This window comes from Clostridium sp. (genome assembly GCF_050717535.1).
Classification (GTDB): Bacteria; Bacillota; Clostridia; order Clostridiales; family Clostridiaceae; genus Clostridium_AD.
The window spans coordinates 1-19,312 of the sequence record NZ_JBOITM010000088.1 but is presented as its reverse complement, the minus strand read 5'-3'; the positions used below and the strand labels follow the sequence as shown (position 1 = coordinate 19,312).

Sequence of the window (19,312 nt, the reverse complement as noted above, 5' to 3'; positions counted from 1 at the left end):
CCTAAAATTTTATGATTAATGCGATATTTTTAATTTGTAACTAAAAGAGTCACTGGTATGTTTATTACCGTATTATTATAAATCTAGTTTTATAATAATCATCAATAGTTTGCGATTAATTTAACATATCGCAAAACTATAATTATTATGTTATAGTATATATGATGTATGATATTGAATATTAGAAGGAAAAAATGTATAATAATAAGAGTAAAACAATTATATATATGATTTATGAGTTATATCCAAGGGGGACAAAATGTTTAGTCCAATAAAAAACACAAAGGTTTACGAACAAGTAATAGAGCAAATAAAAGATATGATAGATAAGGGGACTCTTAAAAAGGGAGATAAGCTTCCTTCAGAGAGAAAGCTTGTTGAGCAATTAGAGGTAAGTAGAGCTTCTATTCGTGAGGCACTTAGGGCATTAGAGGTCATTGGACTTATTGAGTGTAAACAAGGAGAAGGCAATTACATAAAAACAAGTTTTCAAGATAATTTATTTGAACCACTATCAATTATGTTTATGTTAGAAGGTAGCGATCCAGATGCTATATGGGAGCTTAGAAAGATTATGGAGGTGGAGGCTGCAGGCCTTGCTTCTAAAAGGATAACTGTAGAGCAATTGAAAGAATTAAAAGAGATTACCGAAAAGTTTATGAATTCTAGTGATGAAAGTGTTAATGCTGAAATTGATAAACAGTTTCATTATAAAATTGCAGAATGTTCAGGAAATGTTTTAATTTTTAATATTCTAAAAACAGTATCAACTCTTGTTGATCACTTTATAGTGGATGCAAGAAAATTAATACTAGCTCATAAGGAGAATAAGGAAGTACTTTTTAATCAACATAATCAGATATATCTATCTATGGAAAAGCACAGCTCAGCAGAGGCTCGGAAAGCAATGCGAGAACATTTGGATTTTGCAAATAGGTATATGAAAAAAGAAAATTAATTTTTAAATATGGAGTTTATTAAAAAAGCAAAAATAAGGGTAATGGTCATTATTACTCTCACTTTTGCTTTTTTTTTGCATAAAACAATTTTTTTCGTTAACTATTTAACTATTATAGAAATATATATAATAGTATGTTATTATTAATTAAAGGTGGTCAGACCATACTACCATTAATGAATTTTAAGTTTTATATAAGAATGATTGGAGGAAAATATATGGATATTTTAGTATGTATAAAGCAAGTTCCAGGAACTTCAAAAGTTGAAGTGGATCCAGTTACAGGTGTTTTAAAAAGGGATGGAGTAGATTCAAAAATGAATCCTTTTGATTTATTTGCATTAGAAACAGCACTTAAAATTAAAGAGCAAAAGGGTGGAATAATTAAAGTTATAACTATGGGGCCACCACAAGCTAAGGACGTAATACGTGAAGCATATATGATGGGCGCAGATGAAGGCGCATTAATATCAGATAGAAAATTTGCTGGAGCAGATGTTCTTGCTACATCTTATACAATTTCACAAGGCGTAAAACAAATGGGGAAATTTGATCTTATATTATGTGGAAAGCAGACTACAGATGGAGATACAGCTCAAGTAGGACCAGAGATGGCTGAATATTTAGGTATCCCACACATTGCAAACGTTTTAAAGATAATAGAATTAAAAGAGAAATCAGTTATTGTAGAAATGGATATGGCAAATACTATTGAAGTTGCTCAAATCCAGTTTCCATGTCTTTTAACTGTAGATAAAGATATATATCAGCCAAGGCTTCCTTCATATAGGAAGAAAATAGATACAAAAGATAGAGAAATAAAAATGATAACATTAAATGACTTTGAAGATAAAGATGAAAAGAAATATGGACTTAATGGTTCACCAACTCAGGTTGAAAGAATATTTCCTCCATCTGTAAATAATGATAGAGAAACATGGACAGGCACCGGAGCACAACTTAGTTTGAAAATAGCTGCTAAACTTAAAGAGTTAAAATTTGTATAAAGAAGGGTGGAATTCTCATGAGTAAGTTAATTTGTAACCAAGAAAAAGTAAACGATTCAAACGTTAAAGAATTGTTAAAGGTTTGTCCTTTTGGTGCTATTGAATACCTTGATGGAAAAATAGAAGTTAATGCAGGTTGTAAAATGTGTAAGATTTGCGTTAAGAAAGGTCCTGCTGGAGTAATGGAATTCATTGAAACGGAAGCTGTAAAGGTTGACAAGAGTTTATGGAAAGGTATAGGAGTATATGTTGACCATGTAGAAGGTGTTATACATCCAGTAACCATGGAACTTATAGGAAAAGCTAAAGAGCTAGCTGCAGTTGTAAATTTTCCAGTGTATTGTATATTTATCGGTCACAACATAAGGGAAAAAGCTGAAGAATTGCTTTATTATGGAGTTGATGAGGTTTTTGTATACGACTACGAAGAGTTAGAAGAGTTTAGGATAGAACCTTATACTGCTGCTTTTGAAGATTTTATAAATAAGGTAAAGCCATCATCTTTACTAGTTGGAGCTACAACCATTGGTAGATCTCTTGCCCCTAGAGTAGCTGCAAGGTTTAGAACAGGCCTCACTGCTGATTGTACAATGCTTAAAATGAAAGAAAATACTGACCTTGTGCAGATAAGACCTGCTTTTGGTGGTAACATTATGGCCCAAATCTTATGTCCGAATACAAGACCACAAATGTCTACAGTAAGATATAAGGTAATGGATGCCCCAGAAAAACAATGTGATGCAAAGGGTAAAATTACAATTTGTAATATAGATAAAGCAAAACTCCATTCAAATATCCAAGTATTAAAGGTTACAAAAAAAGAAATGGAAGAAAATATTTCAGATGCAGAGGTAATCGTTGCAGTTGGTAGAGCTTTAAAATCAGAAAAAGATATGGCTATGATTAAGGAACTTGCAGATCTTTTACATGCACAAGTAGCTGGGACAAGACCTACAATTGAAGCAGGATGGATTGATCCTAAAAAACAAATTGGTCTTTCTGGAAGAACAGTTAAACCAAAGCTAATAATAGCTCTTGGAATTTCTGGTGCAGTTCAGTTTACTGCTGGGATGAATAGTTCAGAACGTATATTTGCAGTAAATAAGGATGAAAATGCTTCTATATTTAATGTAGCTCACTATGGAATAGTAGGAGATATATATGAAATAGTTCCAAAGTTAATAGAAAATATTAAAAATTTTGGAGCAGAGTCTTGTGTAAGTAACTTTTAGTGCACCGTTAAAAGTAATAAATAAGCTAGTGAATACACTAACTTAAGAATCGAGGAGGTACTTTTATGGATTATAAAAAACTTGATACTAACGATATAGAATTTTTAGTGTCAATATTGGATAAAGATAGAGTGTTTACAGGGAACGCAATAAATGATGATTTTAGCCATGATGAAATGGGTGGAATAAGCAAAATGCCAGAGGTATTAGTTGAAGTTCTTACCACAGACGAAGTTTCAAAAATTATGAAATATGCATCTGAAAACGTAATTCCAGTTGTAGCAAGAGGCTCAGGAACGGGACTAGTTGGGGCATCAGTTCCAATTTTCGGTGGGATTATGATGAATATGTCCAAAATGAATAAAATACTTGAAATTGATGAAGAAAACTTAACACTAACTCTTGAACCAGGAGTACTTTTAATGGAAATAAGCAAATATGTTGAAGAGTTTGATTTGTTTTATCCACCAGATCCAGGTGAGAAATCTGCAACAATTGCTGGTAACATAAATACAAATGCAGGAGGAATGAGAGCTGTTAAGTACGGAGTTACTAGAGACTACATAAGAGGTCTTGAAGTAGTTCTTCCAAGTGGAGAAATACTTGAAGTGGGAGGAAAAGTAGTTAAAAATTCTACAGGCTATAGTATAAAAGACTTAATATGTGGTTCTGAGGGAACACTTGGAATAGTTACAAAAATAATATTAAAACTTATACCACTACCTAAGAAGGCTGTATCATTATTAATACCTTTCCCTAATCTTGACATGGCAATAAATACAGTTCCACTGATAGTTAAATCGAAATCTGCACCTACTGCTATAGAATTTATGCAAAGAGAAGTTATTATTGCTGCTGAAGAATTTCTAGGGAAAAAATTCCCTGATAATTCATCGGATGCTTATCTTTTATTAACTTTTGATGGTAATACTATAGAAGAAATAGAAAGAGCTTATGAAAGTGTAGCTAACATTTGCCTTGAAGAAGGTGCTCTTGATGTATTTATAACTGATACAGATGAAAGAAAAGAGGCTGTTTGGTCTGCAAGAGGTGCTTTTCTTGAAGCTGTTAAAGCAACAACTACTGATATGGATGAATGCGACGTTGTTGTTCCAAGAAATAAAGTTGCAGAGTTTATTAGGTATACTAATGATCTTCAAAAGCAGTTTAATGTAAGAATAAGAAGCTTTGGCCATGCAGGTGATGGTAACTTACATGTGTATGTATTAAAAGATGCGCTTTCAGATGAAGCATGGGAAAAGAAAATTGCTGAAGTATTTGAAGCAATGTATAGTAAGTCTAGGCAGCTAAAAGGCTTAGTATCTGGGGAACATGGGATTGGATTTGCCAAGAAAGCATATATGCTTGAACAATTAGGACCTGTATATGTACAACTTATGAGAAATATAAAAATGGCATTTGATCCTAAAAATATATTGAATCCAGGCAAGGTTTGTGAATAAAACAAATCATATCGCTAATATCTTTTAAAGATGTTGGCGATATAAAAATAATTTATGTATTCGATTTCAGTAATATTACAAATCACACTAAGTAAAGGAGATAATAAAAGATGAACAATTATTTATTGTTTTTTATAGCACTTATCCCCATTGTATGGCTTATGGTGTCCCTGGGTGTTTTAAAAATGCCAGGACATAAGACTTGTTCCATTACACTTGTAATTACTATAATACTTGCAATCATAGTTTGGAAGATGCCAATTAGTGAGGCTCTTACAGCAACACTTGAGGGCGCAGCAATGGCACTATGGCCAATAATTGTTGTAATAATAGCGGCGGTGTTTACATACAATCTTTCTATTCATACAAAAAGTATGGACGTAATAAAGAATATGATGACTGGAATCACTACTGATAGAAGAATACTAGTTTTAATTGTTGCTTGGGGTTTTGGTGGATTTCTTGAAGCAATTGCAGGCTTTGGTACAGCAGTAGCAATACCTGCCAGCATTTTAGCTGCACTTGGTTTTGATCCAATATTTGCAGCAATAATATGTCTTATTGCAAATACAACACCAACAGCTTTTGGAGCAATTGGACTCCCTGTAACAACACTGGCAAAGGTTGCAGGAATCAACCCAGTTACATTAAGTTATGCGGTTGGTATTCAATTGTTTGCATTAATTGTAGTTTTACCATTAGTACTCGTAATGCTCACAGGTAAAAGCGTAAAAGCTATAAAGGGAGTTGTGTTTATTTGTCTTGCTTCAGGCCTAGCTTTTGCAATTCCAGAACTTTTAATAGCAAAATACATTGGAGCGGAACTTCCAGCATTAATTGGGTCAATAGTATGTATTATTGTAACAGTTGTAATAGCTAAAGTATTTTATAAAAAAACTGCAGCTAAAGATAAGGTTAATATATCTCTAAAACAAGGATTTATAGCCTGGGTGCCATTTATTTTAATTTTAACTTTTATATTAATCACAAGCTCTCTAGTTCCATGGATTAATAAACCATTATCAACTATAAAAACTTCACTTCAAATATATACTGGTCCCCATGCAAAACTTAGTACCTTTACATGGATTGCTAATCCAGGAACACTTATAATACTTGCCACCTTTATAGGGGGACTTGTTCAAGGGGCTAAGTTTAAAGAAATATCAAAAGTGTTTACAGATACTTGCAAGCAAATGAGCAAAACTGCAATAACAATACTTTCAATAGTTGCTCTTGCAAAGGTAATGAGCTATAGCGGAATGATAACATCTATTGCGGTAGTTTTAGTTGCAGCAACAGGAAGTTTTTATCCATTAATTGCTCCAGTTATAGGGGCACTAGGTACATTTGTAACTGGTAGTGATACTTCTGCTAACGTTCTATTTGGACCTTTACAAGTTGAAGTTGCAAAAAATCTGCATATGAGTCCTTATTGGTTAGCAGCTGCTAATACTGGTGGTGCCACTGCAGGTAAAATGATTTCTCCTCAAAGTATTGCAGTTGCAACCGCAGCCACTGGGCTTGTAGGAGCTGAAGGTAAAATATTAAAGGCAACTTTAAAATTCTGCCTTGCATATGTAACAATCTTAGGATTAATTACGTACTTCGGAGCAAAATTCTTTACGATGTAGGAGGATGATATAGCCACCCAAATGGCAAGATAAGAAATTTGTATAAATGATTGAGTTGTTATAAATATTGTGATAAACTTAACTGAAGTGGTAGGACCATAGTACCAATCAATAATATTTTTATAGAAATTAATTGAAACAATTTTTATAAAATGGTATTTTATAAAAATATAAATAAACAGTGGTTTTATCAAGAAAACGATTTAATAATGTAGAAGTGTAAAGGAGAGGAAAAATATGAATATTATGTTATGTGTAAAACAGGTTCCAGATGATTCTATTGAAATCCACTTGGATAATAATACGAAAAAACCTAATTTGAATGGAGTCACTATGGTAGCAAATGCATTTGATACATATGCATTAGAACTTGCAGTTCGTTTTGTGGAAGCTAATGGAGGAAATGTTAGTGTATTAACCGTTGGAGCAGATGATTCTATAAATACATTGAAAAACTGCCTTGCTGTAGGAGCTAAAGAAGCATTTTTTGCAAAAGATGATTTATATGCAGATTTAGATGCTACTGGAACAGCTTATGTTTTGGCAGATGCTATTCATAAAATTGAAAAAGACAAAGGTGAAAAATTTGATTTAATTCTTTGTGGAAAGGAATCCACAGATGAAATTACTGGTCAGGTAGGAGCAATACTTTCTGAAAAATTGGAGACAAGCTTTGTTAGTAGCGCAATTGAAATTAATTTGAAAGATTGTGGCATGGAAGTTTATAAGGAAACCGAAGAAGGATATGATATAGTTTCTATAAAATCTCCAGCTGTAGTAACAGTAAGTAAACCAAATTATGATCCACGTTATCCTACTATTAGAACTAAGATGGCAAGCCGTAAGGCAATCATTCCAACTTACTGCGCAGCAGAAATTGGAGAGGTAAAAAAGGCAAAAGTACGGTTGATTGAATATGTGCAGCCTCCTAAGAAAGAGGCTGGTATCAAAATAAAAGAAAAAGATGCGTCGCTAGCAGTAAGCGCTGCTATAGAGCAAATGAAAAAAGATAAGACAATCTAATAAGGAGGAAAACGAAATTATGAAAGCATTATTATTTATTGAAACAGATGGAGAAAAAGTATTAAGCGGAAGTCTTGAATTGATTAGTGCAGTAAAAGCATTAGATGCAGAGGCAGCAGCTCTTATAGTAGGTAACAGTGCTGCGGCAGATACTGTAGCAGCACTAGGCATTCCAGTTATTTTTACAGAAACTGCTACAGACTGTGATACTTTGACAGAAGTATTAGCAGAAACTGTTAAGCAGCAAAACCCAGATATTGTACTACTTGCAAGTACACCAATGGCTAAAGATATTGCACCACGTATTGCAGGACGTATGTGCCTGGGATGTGTAACTGACGTAATAGGAATTAATAAAACTGATGGTAAAGTTATATACACTAGACCAGCTTATGGTGGTACTATTTTAGAAAACCTTGAAGTAGATGGGACAGCCGTAGTTACAGTTAGAAAAGGAAGCTTTTCAAAGCCAGAAGCTGGTTTAAATGCAGGTGTTACAGAGAAAAAAGTAGAAATTCCAGCTGGTGCTGTTAAGGCAAAAATTGTTGATAGGGTAAAAGAAATGTGTGAATCTGTCAATTTAGAAGAAGCACAAGTTATTGTTTCTGGTGGACGTGGAATGGGAAATATAGAAAATTTTAAGCTTGTTGAAGAATTAGCACGTGTACTTGGTGGTGTAGTAGGTGCAACAAGACCAGCAATTGAAAGTGACTGGATTTGTCGTACACACCAAGTTGGACAATCAGGAAAGATTGTAGCACCAAAACTTTATATTGCATGTGGTATTTCTGGAGCAACACAACATACATCAGGAATGTCAGGTTCTAAATATATTGTGGCAATTAATAAAGATGAAGAAGCTTCAATTTTCGAAATAGCAGATATAGGTATTATTGGAAATGTGAGCGATATTCTTCCAGTTATGATTGAAGAAATGAAGAAAATAAAAGTAAACTAAAGGTTTTATAAAAAAAATTAAAGGAAAATGTAAGCATGAACATTCCATTATGTAAAACAGGATTCAGATTATGTTTCTTAGAAGCATTATAGAGTAAGAAAAAGTTTAGAAGGGAAGGGTTATTATGGCTAAGTATAATCAATTGACAGAAGAATTAATCTTACAATTACAGGAGGCGGCTCCAGGACATATTTTAACAGGTGATGATATCAATGAAGATTATTCTCATGATGAAATGCCTATTTATGGGACAAACGCTCCACAAGTTGTATTTATGGCACACTCTACAGAGGAAGTTGCTGCGGTAGTAAAAATATGTAATGAAAATAAGATACCAGTGACTCCAAGAGGAGCAGGAACAGGACTTGTAGGAGGAGCAGTTCCACTACTTGGAGGAGTTTTAATTGATCTTACAAAGATGAATAAAATACTTTCTTATGACTTAGAAAATTTTGTTGTTCATGTTGAGGCAGGAGTACTTCTCAAGGACCTTGCAGAGGATTGTGCAAAACAAGGATTATTATATGCTCCAGATCCCGGTGAAAAGTCCGCTTGTTTAGGTGGAAACGTTTCAACAAATGCTGGTGGAATGAGAGCTGTTAAGTATGGTGCAACACGTGATTATGTACGTGCAATGACAGTTGTTCTTCCAACAGGAGAAATTACTAAATTTGGAGCTACAGTATCAAAAACAAGTTCAGGTTACAGTCTTTTGAATTTAATGATTGGGTCAGAAGGTACACTTGGGATTATTACAGAGCTTACTTTGAAAACTATTATAGCACCAAAGGCAGTTGCAAGTTTAATTATTCCTTTTGAAAATCTAGATGATTGTATTTCTGCTGTTCCTAAATTTAAAATGCAACACATGAATCCACAAGCATTGGAATTTATGGAAAGAGAAATTGTTTTATCTAGTGAAAGGTTTATTGGAAAGAGCGTATTCCCTCAAGTAGTTGGTGGAGTAACCGCAAATGCTTATTTACTTGTTACTATAGATGCAAGTGATGAAGATGAATTAAACAACCTTATTGAACAAGCAAGTGAAATAGTATTAGAAGCAGGAGCAATTGATGTTCTTGTAGCTGATACACCTGCAAAAATTAAAGATGCATGGGCTGCACGTTCTAGTTTCTTAGATGCAATTATGGCAGAAACAAAGTTACTCGATGAATGTGATGTGGTAGTTCCAATAAATAAAATTGCTTCTTATCTTGCTTTTGCAAATAAAACTGGGCAGGAGTGTGGACTCACTATTAGGAGTTTTGGACATGCAGGAGATGGAAATCTTCATATATACCAATGTAGTAATGATTTAGAGGAAGCAGAATTTAAAGTAAGAGTTGAGAAATTCTTTGATATTATTTATAAAGAAGCAATTGATTGTGGCGGACTTGTTTCAGGAGAACACGGGATTGGTAGTGGAAAGATCAGCTATTTATTAGAGTGCGTCGGAGGAATAAATATGGAACTCATGAAAGGTATTAAAAAAACTTTCGATCCGAATAGTATTATGAATCCAGGTAAAGTATGCGATGTCATAGATGGTGCTAACTAATAAAACACAATTGACAAACACAAATAAAAAAAAAGGTGGGAATTAATATGAATTTTAAACAAGATGAAGACAGCAAACAACTACAAGAAATGTATCGCGATTTTGCAGAAAAAGAGGTAAAACCAATCGCAAAAGAAATTGATGAAAATATGCGCTTTCCAGAAGAAAATGTAGCGAAAATGGCTGAAATGGGCTTGCTCGGGATTCCATTTCCAGAACAATTTGGTGGCGCTGGAATGGATACATTAAGTTATGTACAATGTGTAGAAGAATTATCTAAAGTTTGTGCTACAACAGGTGTTATTGTTTCAGCACATACAAGTCTTTGTGCAACACCAATTTACACATATGGTACAGACGAGCAAAAAGAGAAATATTTAAAACCACTTGCTTCAGGTGAAAAATTAGGTGCCTTCGGATTAACAGAACCTTCTGCTGGAACTGATGCTTCTATGCAAAAGACAACAGCAGTACTCGAGGGAGACAATTATATATTAAATGGCAGTAAGATATTTATTACTAATGCAGGATATGCAGACGTATATATTATTTTAGCTATGACAGATAAGAGTAAGGGAACAAAAGGTATTTCAGCATTTATCGTTGAAAAAGATTTCCCTGGTTTTACTGTTGGAACTCATGAATTAAAGATGGGAATAAGGGGATCTTCTACATGTGAATTATTCTTTGATAATTGCATAGTTCCAAAGGAAAATCTTTTAGGAGAAGAAGGTAGAGGATTTAGCCTTGCAATGGCAACTCTTGATGGTGGTCGTATTGGTGTTGCAGCTCAAGCTCTTGGTATTGCAGAAGGTGCGATAGAAGAAACTATAAAATATGTTAATGAACGTGTTCAATTTGGTCGTACTATTTCAAAATTCCAAAACACACAATTTGAACTTGCTCAAATGCGTGCAAATACAGAAGCTGCAAAACTTTTAGTATATCAAGCTGCATGTGCAAAGGATAATCATGAAAAATTTACACATTTCGCTGCTATGGCAAAATTAGTTGCTTCTAGAAATGCCAGCGATGTAACAAGACGTTGTTTACAATTATTTGGTGGATATGGATATTCAAGTGATTATCCAATTGAAAGAATGATGCGTGATGCAAAAATTACAGAAATTTATGAAGGAACATCAGAAGTTCAAATGATGGTAATTGCTGGATGGATGGGTGTTAAATAGTAGAAAACTAAAATTAAACACTAAAATAAAAGCTTACTTTCTATAAATTGAAATAAATCAGTTAGTAAACTAACTTTGATTAAATAAGCAGTATAGAATAGTTAAGAGAATTTTAATCTCTTGACTATTTTTAAAATGTAGGGAGGAAAAATATATGAGTAAAATTAAAATACCTTATTCAAAACAATTTTTGGATATAGAAATACCAGATGAAAACTTGGCAGCAATACTGGAATCACAAGCACATGATTTTAAGGTTAATGATACTCAGCAGGAAATTGTGAATAAAGCACTAGATAATCCCATTGGGAGTGTAAAACTAGAAGAGTTAGTTAAAGGTAAAAAAAATTTAGTTCTAATAACTAGTGATCATACAAGACCTGTACCAAGTAAAGTAACAATGCCTATATTACTTAAAAGAATTAGAAATGCAAATCCTACAATTGATATAACAATATTAATTGCAACAGGTTTTCATAGACCAACTACAAGAGAAGAAATGATTGATAAGTTTGGCCTTGAAATTGTGGATAATGAAGTTATAAAAATTCATGTATCAACGGATTATGATAATATGGTTAACGTTGGAATGCTTCCTTCAGGTGGAGAACTATTACTTAATAAAGTAGCAATGGAAGCAGAACTTTTAATTGCAGAAGGATTTATAGAACCACATTTCTTTGCAGGATTTTCAGGCGGACGTAAGAGCGTTCTTCCAGGAGTGGCATCAGCGAAAACAGTTATGGCAAATCATTGCTCTGAATTTATAGCAAGTGAATATGCTAGGACAGGAATTCTTGAAAATAACCCACTTCATAGAGATATGCTTTATGCTGCAAAACAAGCTAAGTTAGCATTTATACTAAATGTTGTTATTGATAGTGATAAAAAGGTTATAAATGCATTTGCAGGGGATAGTCAGCTTGCCCACATAAAGGGATGTGAATTTGTAATGGAACTTGCATCTGTAAAAGCTGTTAAAGCAGATATTGTAATTACATCTAATGGAGGATATCCTCTTGATCAAAATATATATCAGTCAGTAAAAGGTATGAGTGCAGCAGAAGCAACTTGTACAGAGGGCGGAGTTATAATCATGATGTCTGCTAGTAATGATGGACATGGTGGTCAGTCTTTCTATGACAATATGGCAAATGCAAGTAGCCCTCGGGAAGTTCTTGATAGGGTGCTTAAAGTTGGAAGAAATGATACTGTACCAGATCAGTGGGAATTTCAAATTCTTGCGCGTATACTTGATAGATATACTGTAATTTATGTTACAGATATGTGTGATCCGGGAATTGTAAAAAATATGCATATGTTGCATGCATTTACCTTTGAAGAAGCGCTTGAAAAAGCTTTTGAGATAAAAGGGAAGGATGCAAAAATAACAGTAATACCAGATGGAGTTTCAGTAGTGGTAAAATAGGTGCCATCCACTTGGTAAGTGGCAAGTTGGACAAGTAAGAAGGTATCAATCACGTGAAAAGAGGTAAGTTACAAGTAAAGGGACTATCTCAAAATAGAAATTACTTTCTATTTTGAGATAGTCCCTTTAAAAAATGTGCCACCTAATTTAAAACTGGTAATCAAAAAAACTATATATGAGATTTTTAAAAATTAATCTAATATTTTAACCTCTAAATATTTAACTCCCCAATTAGATGCTTCTTCAGATGTATTGAAAAACACATCTATAAATTTGCCTTTAACTCCAGAACCTTTGTCAGCTGCGATAGCATAACCGTACCCTTCAACATATAATTTTGTTCCCATAGGAATAACATTAGGGTCTACTGCTATTGTACTATAGCCATTTGAATTTCGCACAGCCTTTCTCCCAGAGAAAGTATATGTATTGTTTATTCCATCAGTAGCCCAATAAGCAGTAGCCTTTACGGTAAAAGTCTTATTATAGCTTGTATCAGCTTTTATATTTTGAATGTTAGAAGAATTATTTGAGGATGATCCTCTTGAAAGGGTTAAAGTTGATAGTGTGCCTTGAGCTATAATTTTATGCTGAGGCTCTTTAACTACAGTTTCTTTAATAACTTTTCTAGTTACTTCTTTCCCGTTCTCATAAGTAACATTTGAAGTAACATTTTTTTCGCCTTTTATGCCCGTTTGTACAACTTTACTTTGAGATTTTAATGCAGCAGTGTCCTTTTTTATAACTATTTTAAAGTCAATAGGTTTTTTTTCTTGGATTGTTTCTGTTTTAACCCTAGTTATGACAACATTCATATCCTTATATAAATTGTCTTCCTTTGGTGGGGAAATCTTATCATTAGGACTTATAACTATTTTTTCTGTATCTAACATTAGAGTAATATCTTTTTCTGCTGAAGTTATGTTAAGCTCTTTATTGTCTACTAATACCTTGAAATTTACAGCATGTTTAATAGTTATAACATCATTGTTAACTATATTTGAAGCTAAAACTTTATCAATCTTATCTTTTAAGGCTATATCTATACCAGCTTTTCTTAAAGCACTGTCAAAAGTTTTTTGGTAAGTAACTAATTTAATTTGCTTACCATCTACAATCACTACAAGGGTTTTTCTTGCTATACACATGAAAGTAGTAAAGCTTGCAATTATAGTCACCAGCACAAATCCAATTATAATTTTTAGCTTTTTATTCTTTATGAATTTTACAATAATAACCATCTCCTAATTTAAATTTCAATACAATCAATTTCAATACAATCATTATGTGTGATTCCTAAATACATTATCTGAAAATATTTAATATTTAACAGAAATCTATAAAGATGTATGAGTTGTAGGGAATTATGTATGTCTATACCAAGAGGTGTAGGGTAATTTATTTTAATAGCAGTATATCACATTTTAAGTTAGGAGGAAATAAATTTATTATATCAACTTTTGTTGAAAGTGTTATAATTAATATAATTTGTAAAAATTCAGACAGTAAGGGTCCAATTATTTTAAGAGGTTAAAGATATGCCATTTACAACTACTTAACATTAATATGGAGGTGATATTTTGAAGTTAAAAGAGTTAGAGAACATAGTATTTAAGTCATCTTCTATTTTAATGAGAAGTGAGGGCGAAAGGGTTTTTAATAGTGGATTGGTCACTAAGATCAAAGGAACGAAAATTGAAAGTATGTATCATATTTATGGATGCGTTAGTAATGAAACCAGGACAGGTGAGCTAAACACGCATATAAAAATAGACTTAATAAAGAGAAGGTTAGATAGTGTAAAATGTACTTGTGAGGATTTCAAAGAAAGTTCTAATACGGGCTACTTATTTATGTGTAGTCATATAACGGCTACAGCATATAGTTTTTTTAGCAGAATTACACCAAAAAGTTCTGCTAAAAAACAAAAACCAGAGATAAATGGAAAAACTGAAATAAATCAAAAGATGAAACTAAATGAGAATCAGGAAAAGTATAAAGATAATAATTTCAATAGTAAAGGTACTAATACTTATGTAAGATTAGTTCGTAAAGTTTCAAAAGACCCTACTTATTATGAAGCTCAACAAGCGATAGGAAACATAAAAACTAAGATTGAACCTATTGATCTAAGAGTTTTTTTAGAAGGAGTTAAGGGAGGAAAAATTAAATTCAATTATGATAGTTTTGAATTTGATGCACCAATCTTAAATGTCGATTTGCCCATAACATTTACACTGAAAATTAGAAAAGAGTATTTCGTGTTAACAACCCATAAGCAATTTCCAGTTTCCTTAAATGATAAGAACGATGTGTATTTATTTAATTGGAAGCTTTATTTACCATCAGTAAATCAGGTGGCAAGATATATTCTTCTATCTGATAAATTAAAAAGAAATGGTGAAATTAAATACGGAAAAGACATAGAAAACTATAACAAACTTATAACTTTTCTAAGTAGTATTTCAAATAATATTAATATTAGTCAAGAGGTGAAAATCTTTGCATCAAATTATATAAAGCCAGAGTTTCACTTATATGATAATGAAGATAATATTTATTGTGACATAAAAATTATTTATGCTAATAAGACAATCAATATATTAAAAGATGATAAAAGTAATGCTACGATTGTACGAGATTATAAAAAAGAAGAAAAAATCCTTATGGAGCTAGAGAAATTTAGGTTCATAAAAAGAAATGAAAGGTTACTATTTATAGGTGGAGATGAGGAATTATTTGATATATTAAGTAAAAGCGAAAATAATTTACATTGCCTAGGAAATGTTACCTTTGGGAAAGGGTTTAAACATAGGAGAATTTTTGATTTTACGGCGATTGAAGCTGAGTTTGAGGATAAGGATGACTATTATGATTTTTCCTATAGTATACATGACATTGAAAATAGAGAGCTTGATAGTGTACTTAAATCATTTAAGCAAAACAATAGGTTTTACAAGACTGATAATAATAACTTTTTGGATTTTGAAGATGAGGGAGTTAAGAACTTTTTTGATTTATTAATTTCATTAACTACAAAGGAAAATAATGAAAATGGGTTAATAGAAATACAGAAAAACAAAGCATTATATTTAAATGAAAAGATAAAAACCAAAAACCTTAAATTTATTAAAGGTATTGAAGTATTAGAGGATATAGAAAATAATTTAGTGAATATAAATAATATGGATATTAGGGTGCCGATTAATTTAAATGCAAAACTTAGAGAATATCAAATTGACGGTTTTAAATGGCTTAAAAGATTGAGCAGTTTAGGTTTTGGAGGAATACTCGCTGATGAAATGGGTCTTGGTAAAACTATTGAAACAATAGCTTTCCTATTGTCGCAGGAAAATAAAAAATCAATTATAATTAGTCCTACCTCCCTTGTTTATAATTGGAAGGCAGAACTTGAAAAATTTGCGCCAAGTATAAAGATAGGCATTGTGCATGGAGAAAAAATTGAAAGACATGAAATAATTCATAATATGCAAGATTATGATGTTATATTAACAACCTACGGAACTTTAAGAATGGATATAGAGCAATATAAGGATATTATTTTTGATGCTTGTATTATAGATGAAGCCCAAAATATAAAGAATTATTTAGCTCAAAACACAAAAGTTATAAAAGAAGTTAAAGCTAAGGTAAGATTCGCATTAACAGGAACTCCAATGGAAAATAATTTAACTGAACTTTGGTCTATCTTTGATTTTATAATGCCAGATTATTTATATTCTAAAGAAATTTTTGAAAGTAAATTCACCCTTAATAAAGAAGGCGATTTAGAGGAACTTAAATTGTTAATTAAGCCTTTCCTATTAAGAAGAACTAAAAAGGAAGTAATGAAAGAACTGCCAGATAAAATAGAAAAGAAATTTATTGTTGAAATGACAGGTCCTCAAAAGGCTGTATATAAAGCATATATAAAAGCTGTTAGGGAAAAAATGAAAAACAGCAGTGACAACAAAATACAGGTTTTTTCTTATCTAACTAGGCTAAGGCAAATTTGCCTTGACCCATCACTTGTAATAGAAGAATACAAAGGTGGAAGTGGTAAGCTAAAAGTTGCAACGGAACTTATTGAAAAACATATAGATTCAGAGGGTAAAGTGTTGTTATTCTCCCAATTTACGTCGGCACTTAAAAACATTGGTAAGAATTTAAATAAAAAAGGAATTTCATATTTTTATTTAGATGGAAAAACAAAACCTAAGGATAGAATTAAATTGGTAGATGAATTTAATAGTAGCTCCGAGAAAAGAGTTTTTCTAATCTCCCTAAAGGCGGGAGGAACAGGACTTAACTTAACCTCGGCAAATTTAGTTATTCATTTTGACCCCTGGTGGAATCCAGCAGTTGAGGATCAAGCAACAGATAGGGCTCATAGAATCGGCCAAAGGGATGTAGTAGAAGTAATAAAGTTAGTGGCTAAGGGAACTATAGAAGAAAAAATTATTCTACTTCAGGAAAATAAAAAAGATTTAATAGACAGTGTAATTACAGGGGAACTTACAAACAGTCATGTTTTAGGAAAACTTACAAAGGAAGAGTTGTTGGAGCTTTTTAGATTTTAGAGGTGAAAAAAAATAGCGAATTGATTTCTCGCAATATTTTAGTATAATATAATAAGAGGCCAATTGGCAGCAAGATTCAAAGGAGGAGTAAAAATGTACGTAGAATTTAATAGTGAAATAGTAGGTAGTGAAGATATAAAAAATATAATTGAAAAAAACACAGAGTTTAAAGTAGTTAAGGACATGAGTAAAGGTACAAAACGAGAGGACACATTAGCTTTTAATTTAAGTGTAGATGTAAATACCCTAAATGGTTTAATGGAAGAAGAGTGTGATGTAGCTGAATTAACGGAAGATGAATTATTTGAAGAATATCTTTCACTGGCAGAAGAAATTGCAATGGACATTGAAGAATATGTTCCAGAGGGTGCTATTATGGATATTAAAGCTTATAAATGGGATAAATCCGATAATGCCGTAAAATTAATTTTAATAATAGCTCCTGAGGAGCTTTACGAAGTTAAATTAAGGGATGTTATGAAGAAGCTTACAACACAACTGGAGTAATGACATAACAACTAAGTTTTACAATCGACTGACCTTTTGAGTTAGTCTTTATTGCCACCTTTTTGCCACCCTTAATTATTTTTGGGTGGCAAATATATTTTAAAGAATATTTATTTGGATGCTATTGAATTTGATTATTATGAAATACTTATAATGCTGTTTAAATTATTTCTTTTATTTTAGAATAAGAGGACTCATAAAATTTGTAATAATTACACTAAAAATTAATATTATATAGAATAGTGATTATAAATATTCTATATAAAAATACACTATTTCTCGTTGAAGGCTATGTTAACTATAGAATTAAGGATCATATAAATAGATAATTAAAGTAGAAAGGAAATTATGGCAATTGTACCAAGAGTTATACAATCAATTGATAATAAAATTGGTGAATTACAGGAGAACCCAACCCCAGACACAATTCTAGACAGGTTAAAAAAAATCACAACAGTAACACTAACAACCGCAGAAACATATGAAAGTTTAGGTGGATTTTGGCCAGAACCGGGAACATTAACAACTTTAACAAATATTGGTGACCTAACAGATTACAAAATAGACTCTAGGGGAAATTTGTCAATGAGGGGACCTATTACAACAGATGAGGGAAGTTTAAGAGAAGATTTTCCTGGAACAACAATTTATTATATTGAAACAGGTGGAGATTTAACATTTACAAATAATAGCAATGTGGTTACAGGTGTTACTACAGACTTTACAGATGGCTCAGAAGCATACGGAGATTATATAAAATTAGGCACTGATCCAGACACAAATTATACAAAAATTGAAAGCGTAATCAGTGACACAGAAATTTTATTGGCAGATGTGTATACAGGATCAACAGGAACAGGACCAGGACATCACACAAAATTCAAGCCAATTACAGGTTTAGGAGGAGCAATAACAGTAGCAAACTCATTATGTTCAATTGCAAGTGGAACTACGAATAGTTCTTTTACAGTGATCACAAGAAATATTGACTATGGTCCATTAATAATGACAACAAACGCAATAATTTCTCAAAGAATTAATAATCAGGTAGGATATTTTGGACTTTTAGATGCTGCGATAACACCCACTATATCAGCATATTTTAAATTTGATGGCACAGATGAAACGATAATAAAAACAGTAACACAATTTAGTGCACAGGTATCAGATATTGAAACTAGCACCATAAATTTATCACAACCGACTTCTTTAGAAAATAGGTACAGGATAGAATTAGCTCAAGAATACGTGGCATTTTATGTTAATGATAATTTGGTAGCAACACACAAAAACCATATACCATCACCATATGCTTACATGAATGCTGTGGCAGGTTGGTTAAATGGAGTAGCGCCTGCAAGTACAACAACAATGTCTATTAACAACATTTTTATTGGAAATGTTGATGCATTACAAATAGTTACTGGTCTTAGTAATGTGCCAGTACTTATTGGTAATAGTGCAATAAATCCAGTTTATACAACTACATCAGATTTTCAGATTTCATTGGAAATAACAAGACCAGCAGATACAACACCTTATTCTGCAGATGATATAATTAATAATTCTGGAAGTTCAATTTTACCAACCTTCAATTTTTCTATATTAGGAGATTTAAACAATAAATTTGTTGAAGTTTTATCTATTACTCAAACTTCGCACAAGTAAAACTCGCATAAAACCTTGATATATAAACGTTTAAAAGCATTAATAAGTATAAAAATCCTCTTAAAAATGATATAATGTAAGTAACTACAAATACATAAACATCAC

The 19,312-nt window shown here is 32.2% G+C and carries 14 protein-coding genes; 13 read left to right on the top strand and 1 reads right to left on the bottom strand.

What is annotated here, in order from left to right; genetic code table 11:
* Window positions 1-259 precede the first annotated feature (259 nt).
* The 10 genes from ACREVU_RS19095 to larA all read left to right on the top strand — a co-directional run bounded on the left by ACREVU_RS19095 (window position 260) and on the right by larA (window position 12,452).
* The gene (locus tag ACREVU_RS19095) at window positions 260-958 is read left to right on the top strand and encodes a FadR/GntR family transcriptional regulator (protein WP_431553187.1); all 699 of its coding nucleotides are present in this window, start codon (window positions 260-262) and stop codon (window positions 956-958) included.
* 218 nt (window positions 959-1,176) lie between these two features.
* Window positions 1,177-1,965: an electron transfer flavoprotein subunit beta/FixA family protein gene (locus tag ACREVU_RS19090; protein ID WP_431553186.1), complete on the top strand. Its 789-nt coding sequence runs from the start codon at window positions 1,177-1,179 to the stop codon at window positions 1,963-1,965.
* A 17-nt stretch (window positions 1,966-1,982) separates the two neighbouring features.
* The gene (locus ACREVU_RS19085) at window positions 1,983-3,197 is read left to right on the top strand and encodes an electron transfer flavoprotein subunit alpha/FixB family protein (RefSeq protein WP_431553185.1); all 1,215 of its coding nucleotides are present in this window, start codon (window positions 1,983-1,985) and stop codon (window positions 3,195-3,197) included.
* Window positions 3,198-3,262: 65 nt separating this feature from the next.
* On the top strand, window positions 3,263-4,660 hold the full coding sequence (locus ACREVU_RS19080; protein WP_431553184.1) for an FAD-binding oxidoreductase: 1,398 nt from the start codon (window positions 3,263-3,265) through the stop codon (window positions 4,658-4,660).
* Between the two features lie 110 nt (window positions 4,661-4,770).
* A complete protein-coding gene (locus ACREVU_RS19075) occupies window positions 4,771-6,294 on the top strand; it encodes an L-lactate permease (RefSeq protein WP_431553183.1) in 1,524 nt (507 codons plus the stop codon).
* Between the two features lie 237 nt (window positions 6,295-6,531).
* Window positions 6,532-7,317, top strand: coding sequence for an electron transfer flavoprotein subunit beta/FixA family protein (locus ACREVU_RS19070; RefSeq protein WP_431553182.1), 786 nt, complete (start codon window positions 6,532-6,534; stop codon window positions 7,315-7,317).
* 19 nt (window positions 7,318-7,336) lie between these two features.
* Entirely contained in the window at window positions 7,337-8,275 is a 939-nt protein-coding gene (locus tag ACREVU_RS19065) for an electron transfer flavoprotein subunit alpha/FixB family protein (RefSeq protein ID WP_431553181.1), read from the top strand.
* A gap of 124 nt (window positions 8,276-8,399) precedes the next feature.
* Window positions 8,400-9,833: a D-lactate dehydrogenase gene (locus tag ACREVU_RS19060; protein ID WP_431553180.1), complete on the top strand. Its 1,434-nt coding sequence runs from the start codon at window positions 8,400-8,402 to the stop codon at window positions 9,831-9,833.
* A 47-nt stretch (window positions 9,834-9,880) separates the two neighbouring features.
* On the top strand, window positions 9,881-11,023 hold the full coding sequence (locus tag ACREVU_RS19055) for an acyl-CoA dehydrogenase (protein ID WP_431553179.1): 1,143 nt from the start codon (window positions 9,881-9,883) through the stop codon (window positions 11,021-11,023).
* A 154-nt stretch (window positions 11,024-11,177) separates the two neighbouring features.
* Window positions 11,178-12,452, top strand: coding sequence for a nickel-dependent lactate racemase (gene larA, locus ACREVU_RS19050; RefSeq protein ID WP_431553178.1), 1,275 nt, complete (start codon window positions 11,178-11,180; stop codon window positions 12,450-12,452).
* Between the two features lie 191 nt (window positions 12,453-12,643).
* Here larA and ACREVU_RS19045 read toward each other — a convergent pair whose 3' ends face one another.
* Window positions 12,644-13,693 (bottom strand): resuscitation-promoting factor, encoded by a 1,050-nt coding sequence (locus ACREVU_RS19045; RefSeq protein WP_431553177.1) that lies wholly within the window; start codon window positions 13,691-13,693, stop codon window positions 12,644-12,646.
* 339 nt (window positions 13,694-14,032) lie between these two features.
* Here ACREVU_RS19045 and ACREVU_RS19040 point away from each other — a divergent pair, with 339 nt between their 5' ends.
* From ACREVU_RS19040 to ACREVU_RS19030, 3 genes are all read left to right on the top strand, one after another.
* Window positions 14,033-17,032, top strand: a complete 3,000-nt coding sequence (locus tag ACREVU_RS19040) for a DEAD/DEAH box helicase (protein ID WP_431553176.1) — start codon at window positions 14,033-14,035, stop codon at window positions 17,030-17,032.
* A gap of 93 nt (window positions 17,033-17,125) precedes the next feature.
* Entirely contained in the window at window positions 17,126-17,539 is a 414-nt protein-coding gene (locus ACREVU_RS19035) for a hypothetical protein (protein WP_431553175.1), read from the top strand.
* Between the two features lie 348 nt (window positions 17,540-17,887).
* Window positions 17,888-19,207 carry a hypothetical protein gene (locus ACREVU_RS19030; protein ID WP_431553174.1) on the top strand — a complete coding sequence of 440 codons (1,320 nt, stop codon included), beginning with the start codon at window positions 17,888-17,890 and terminating at the stop codon, window positions 19,205-19,207.
* Window positions 19,208-19,312: the final 105 nt, after the last annotated feature.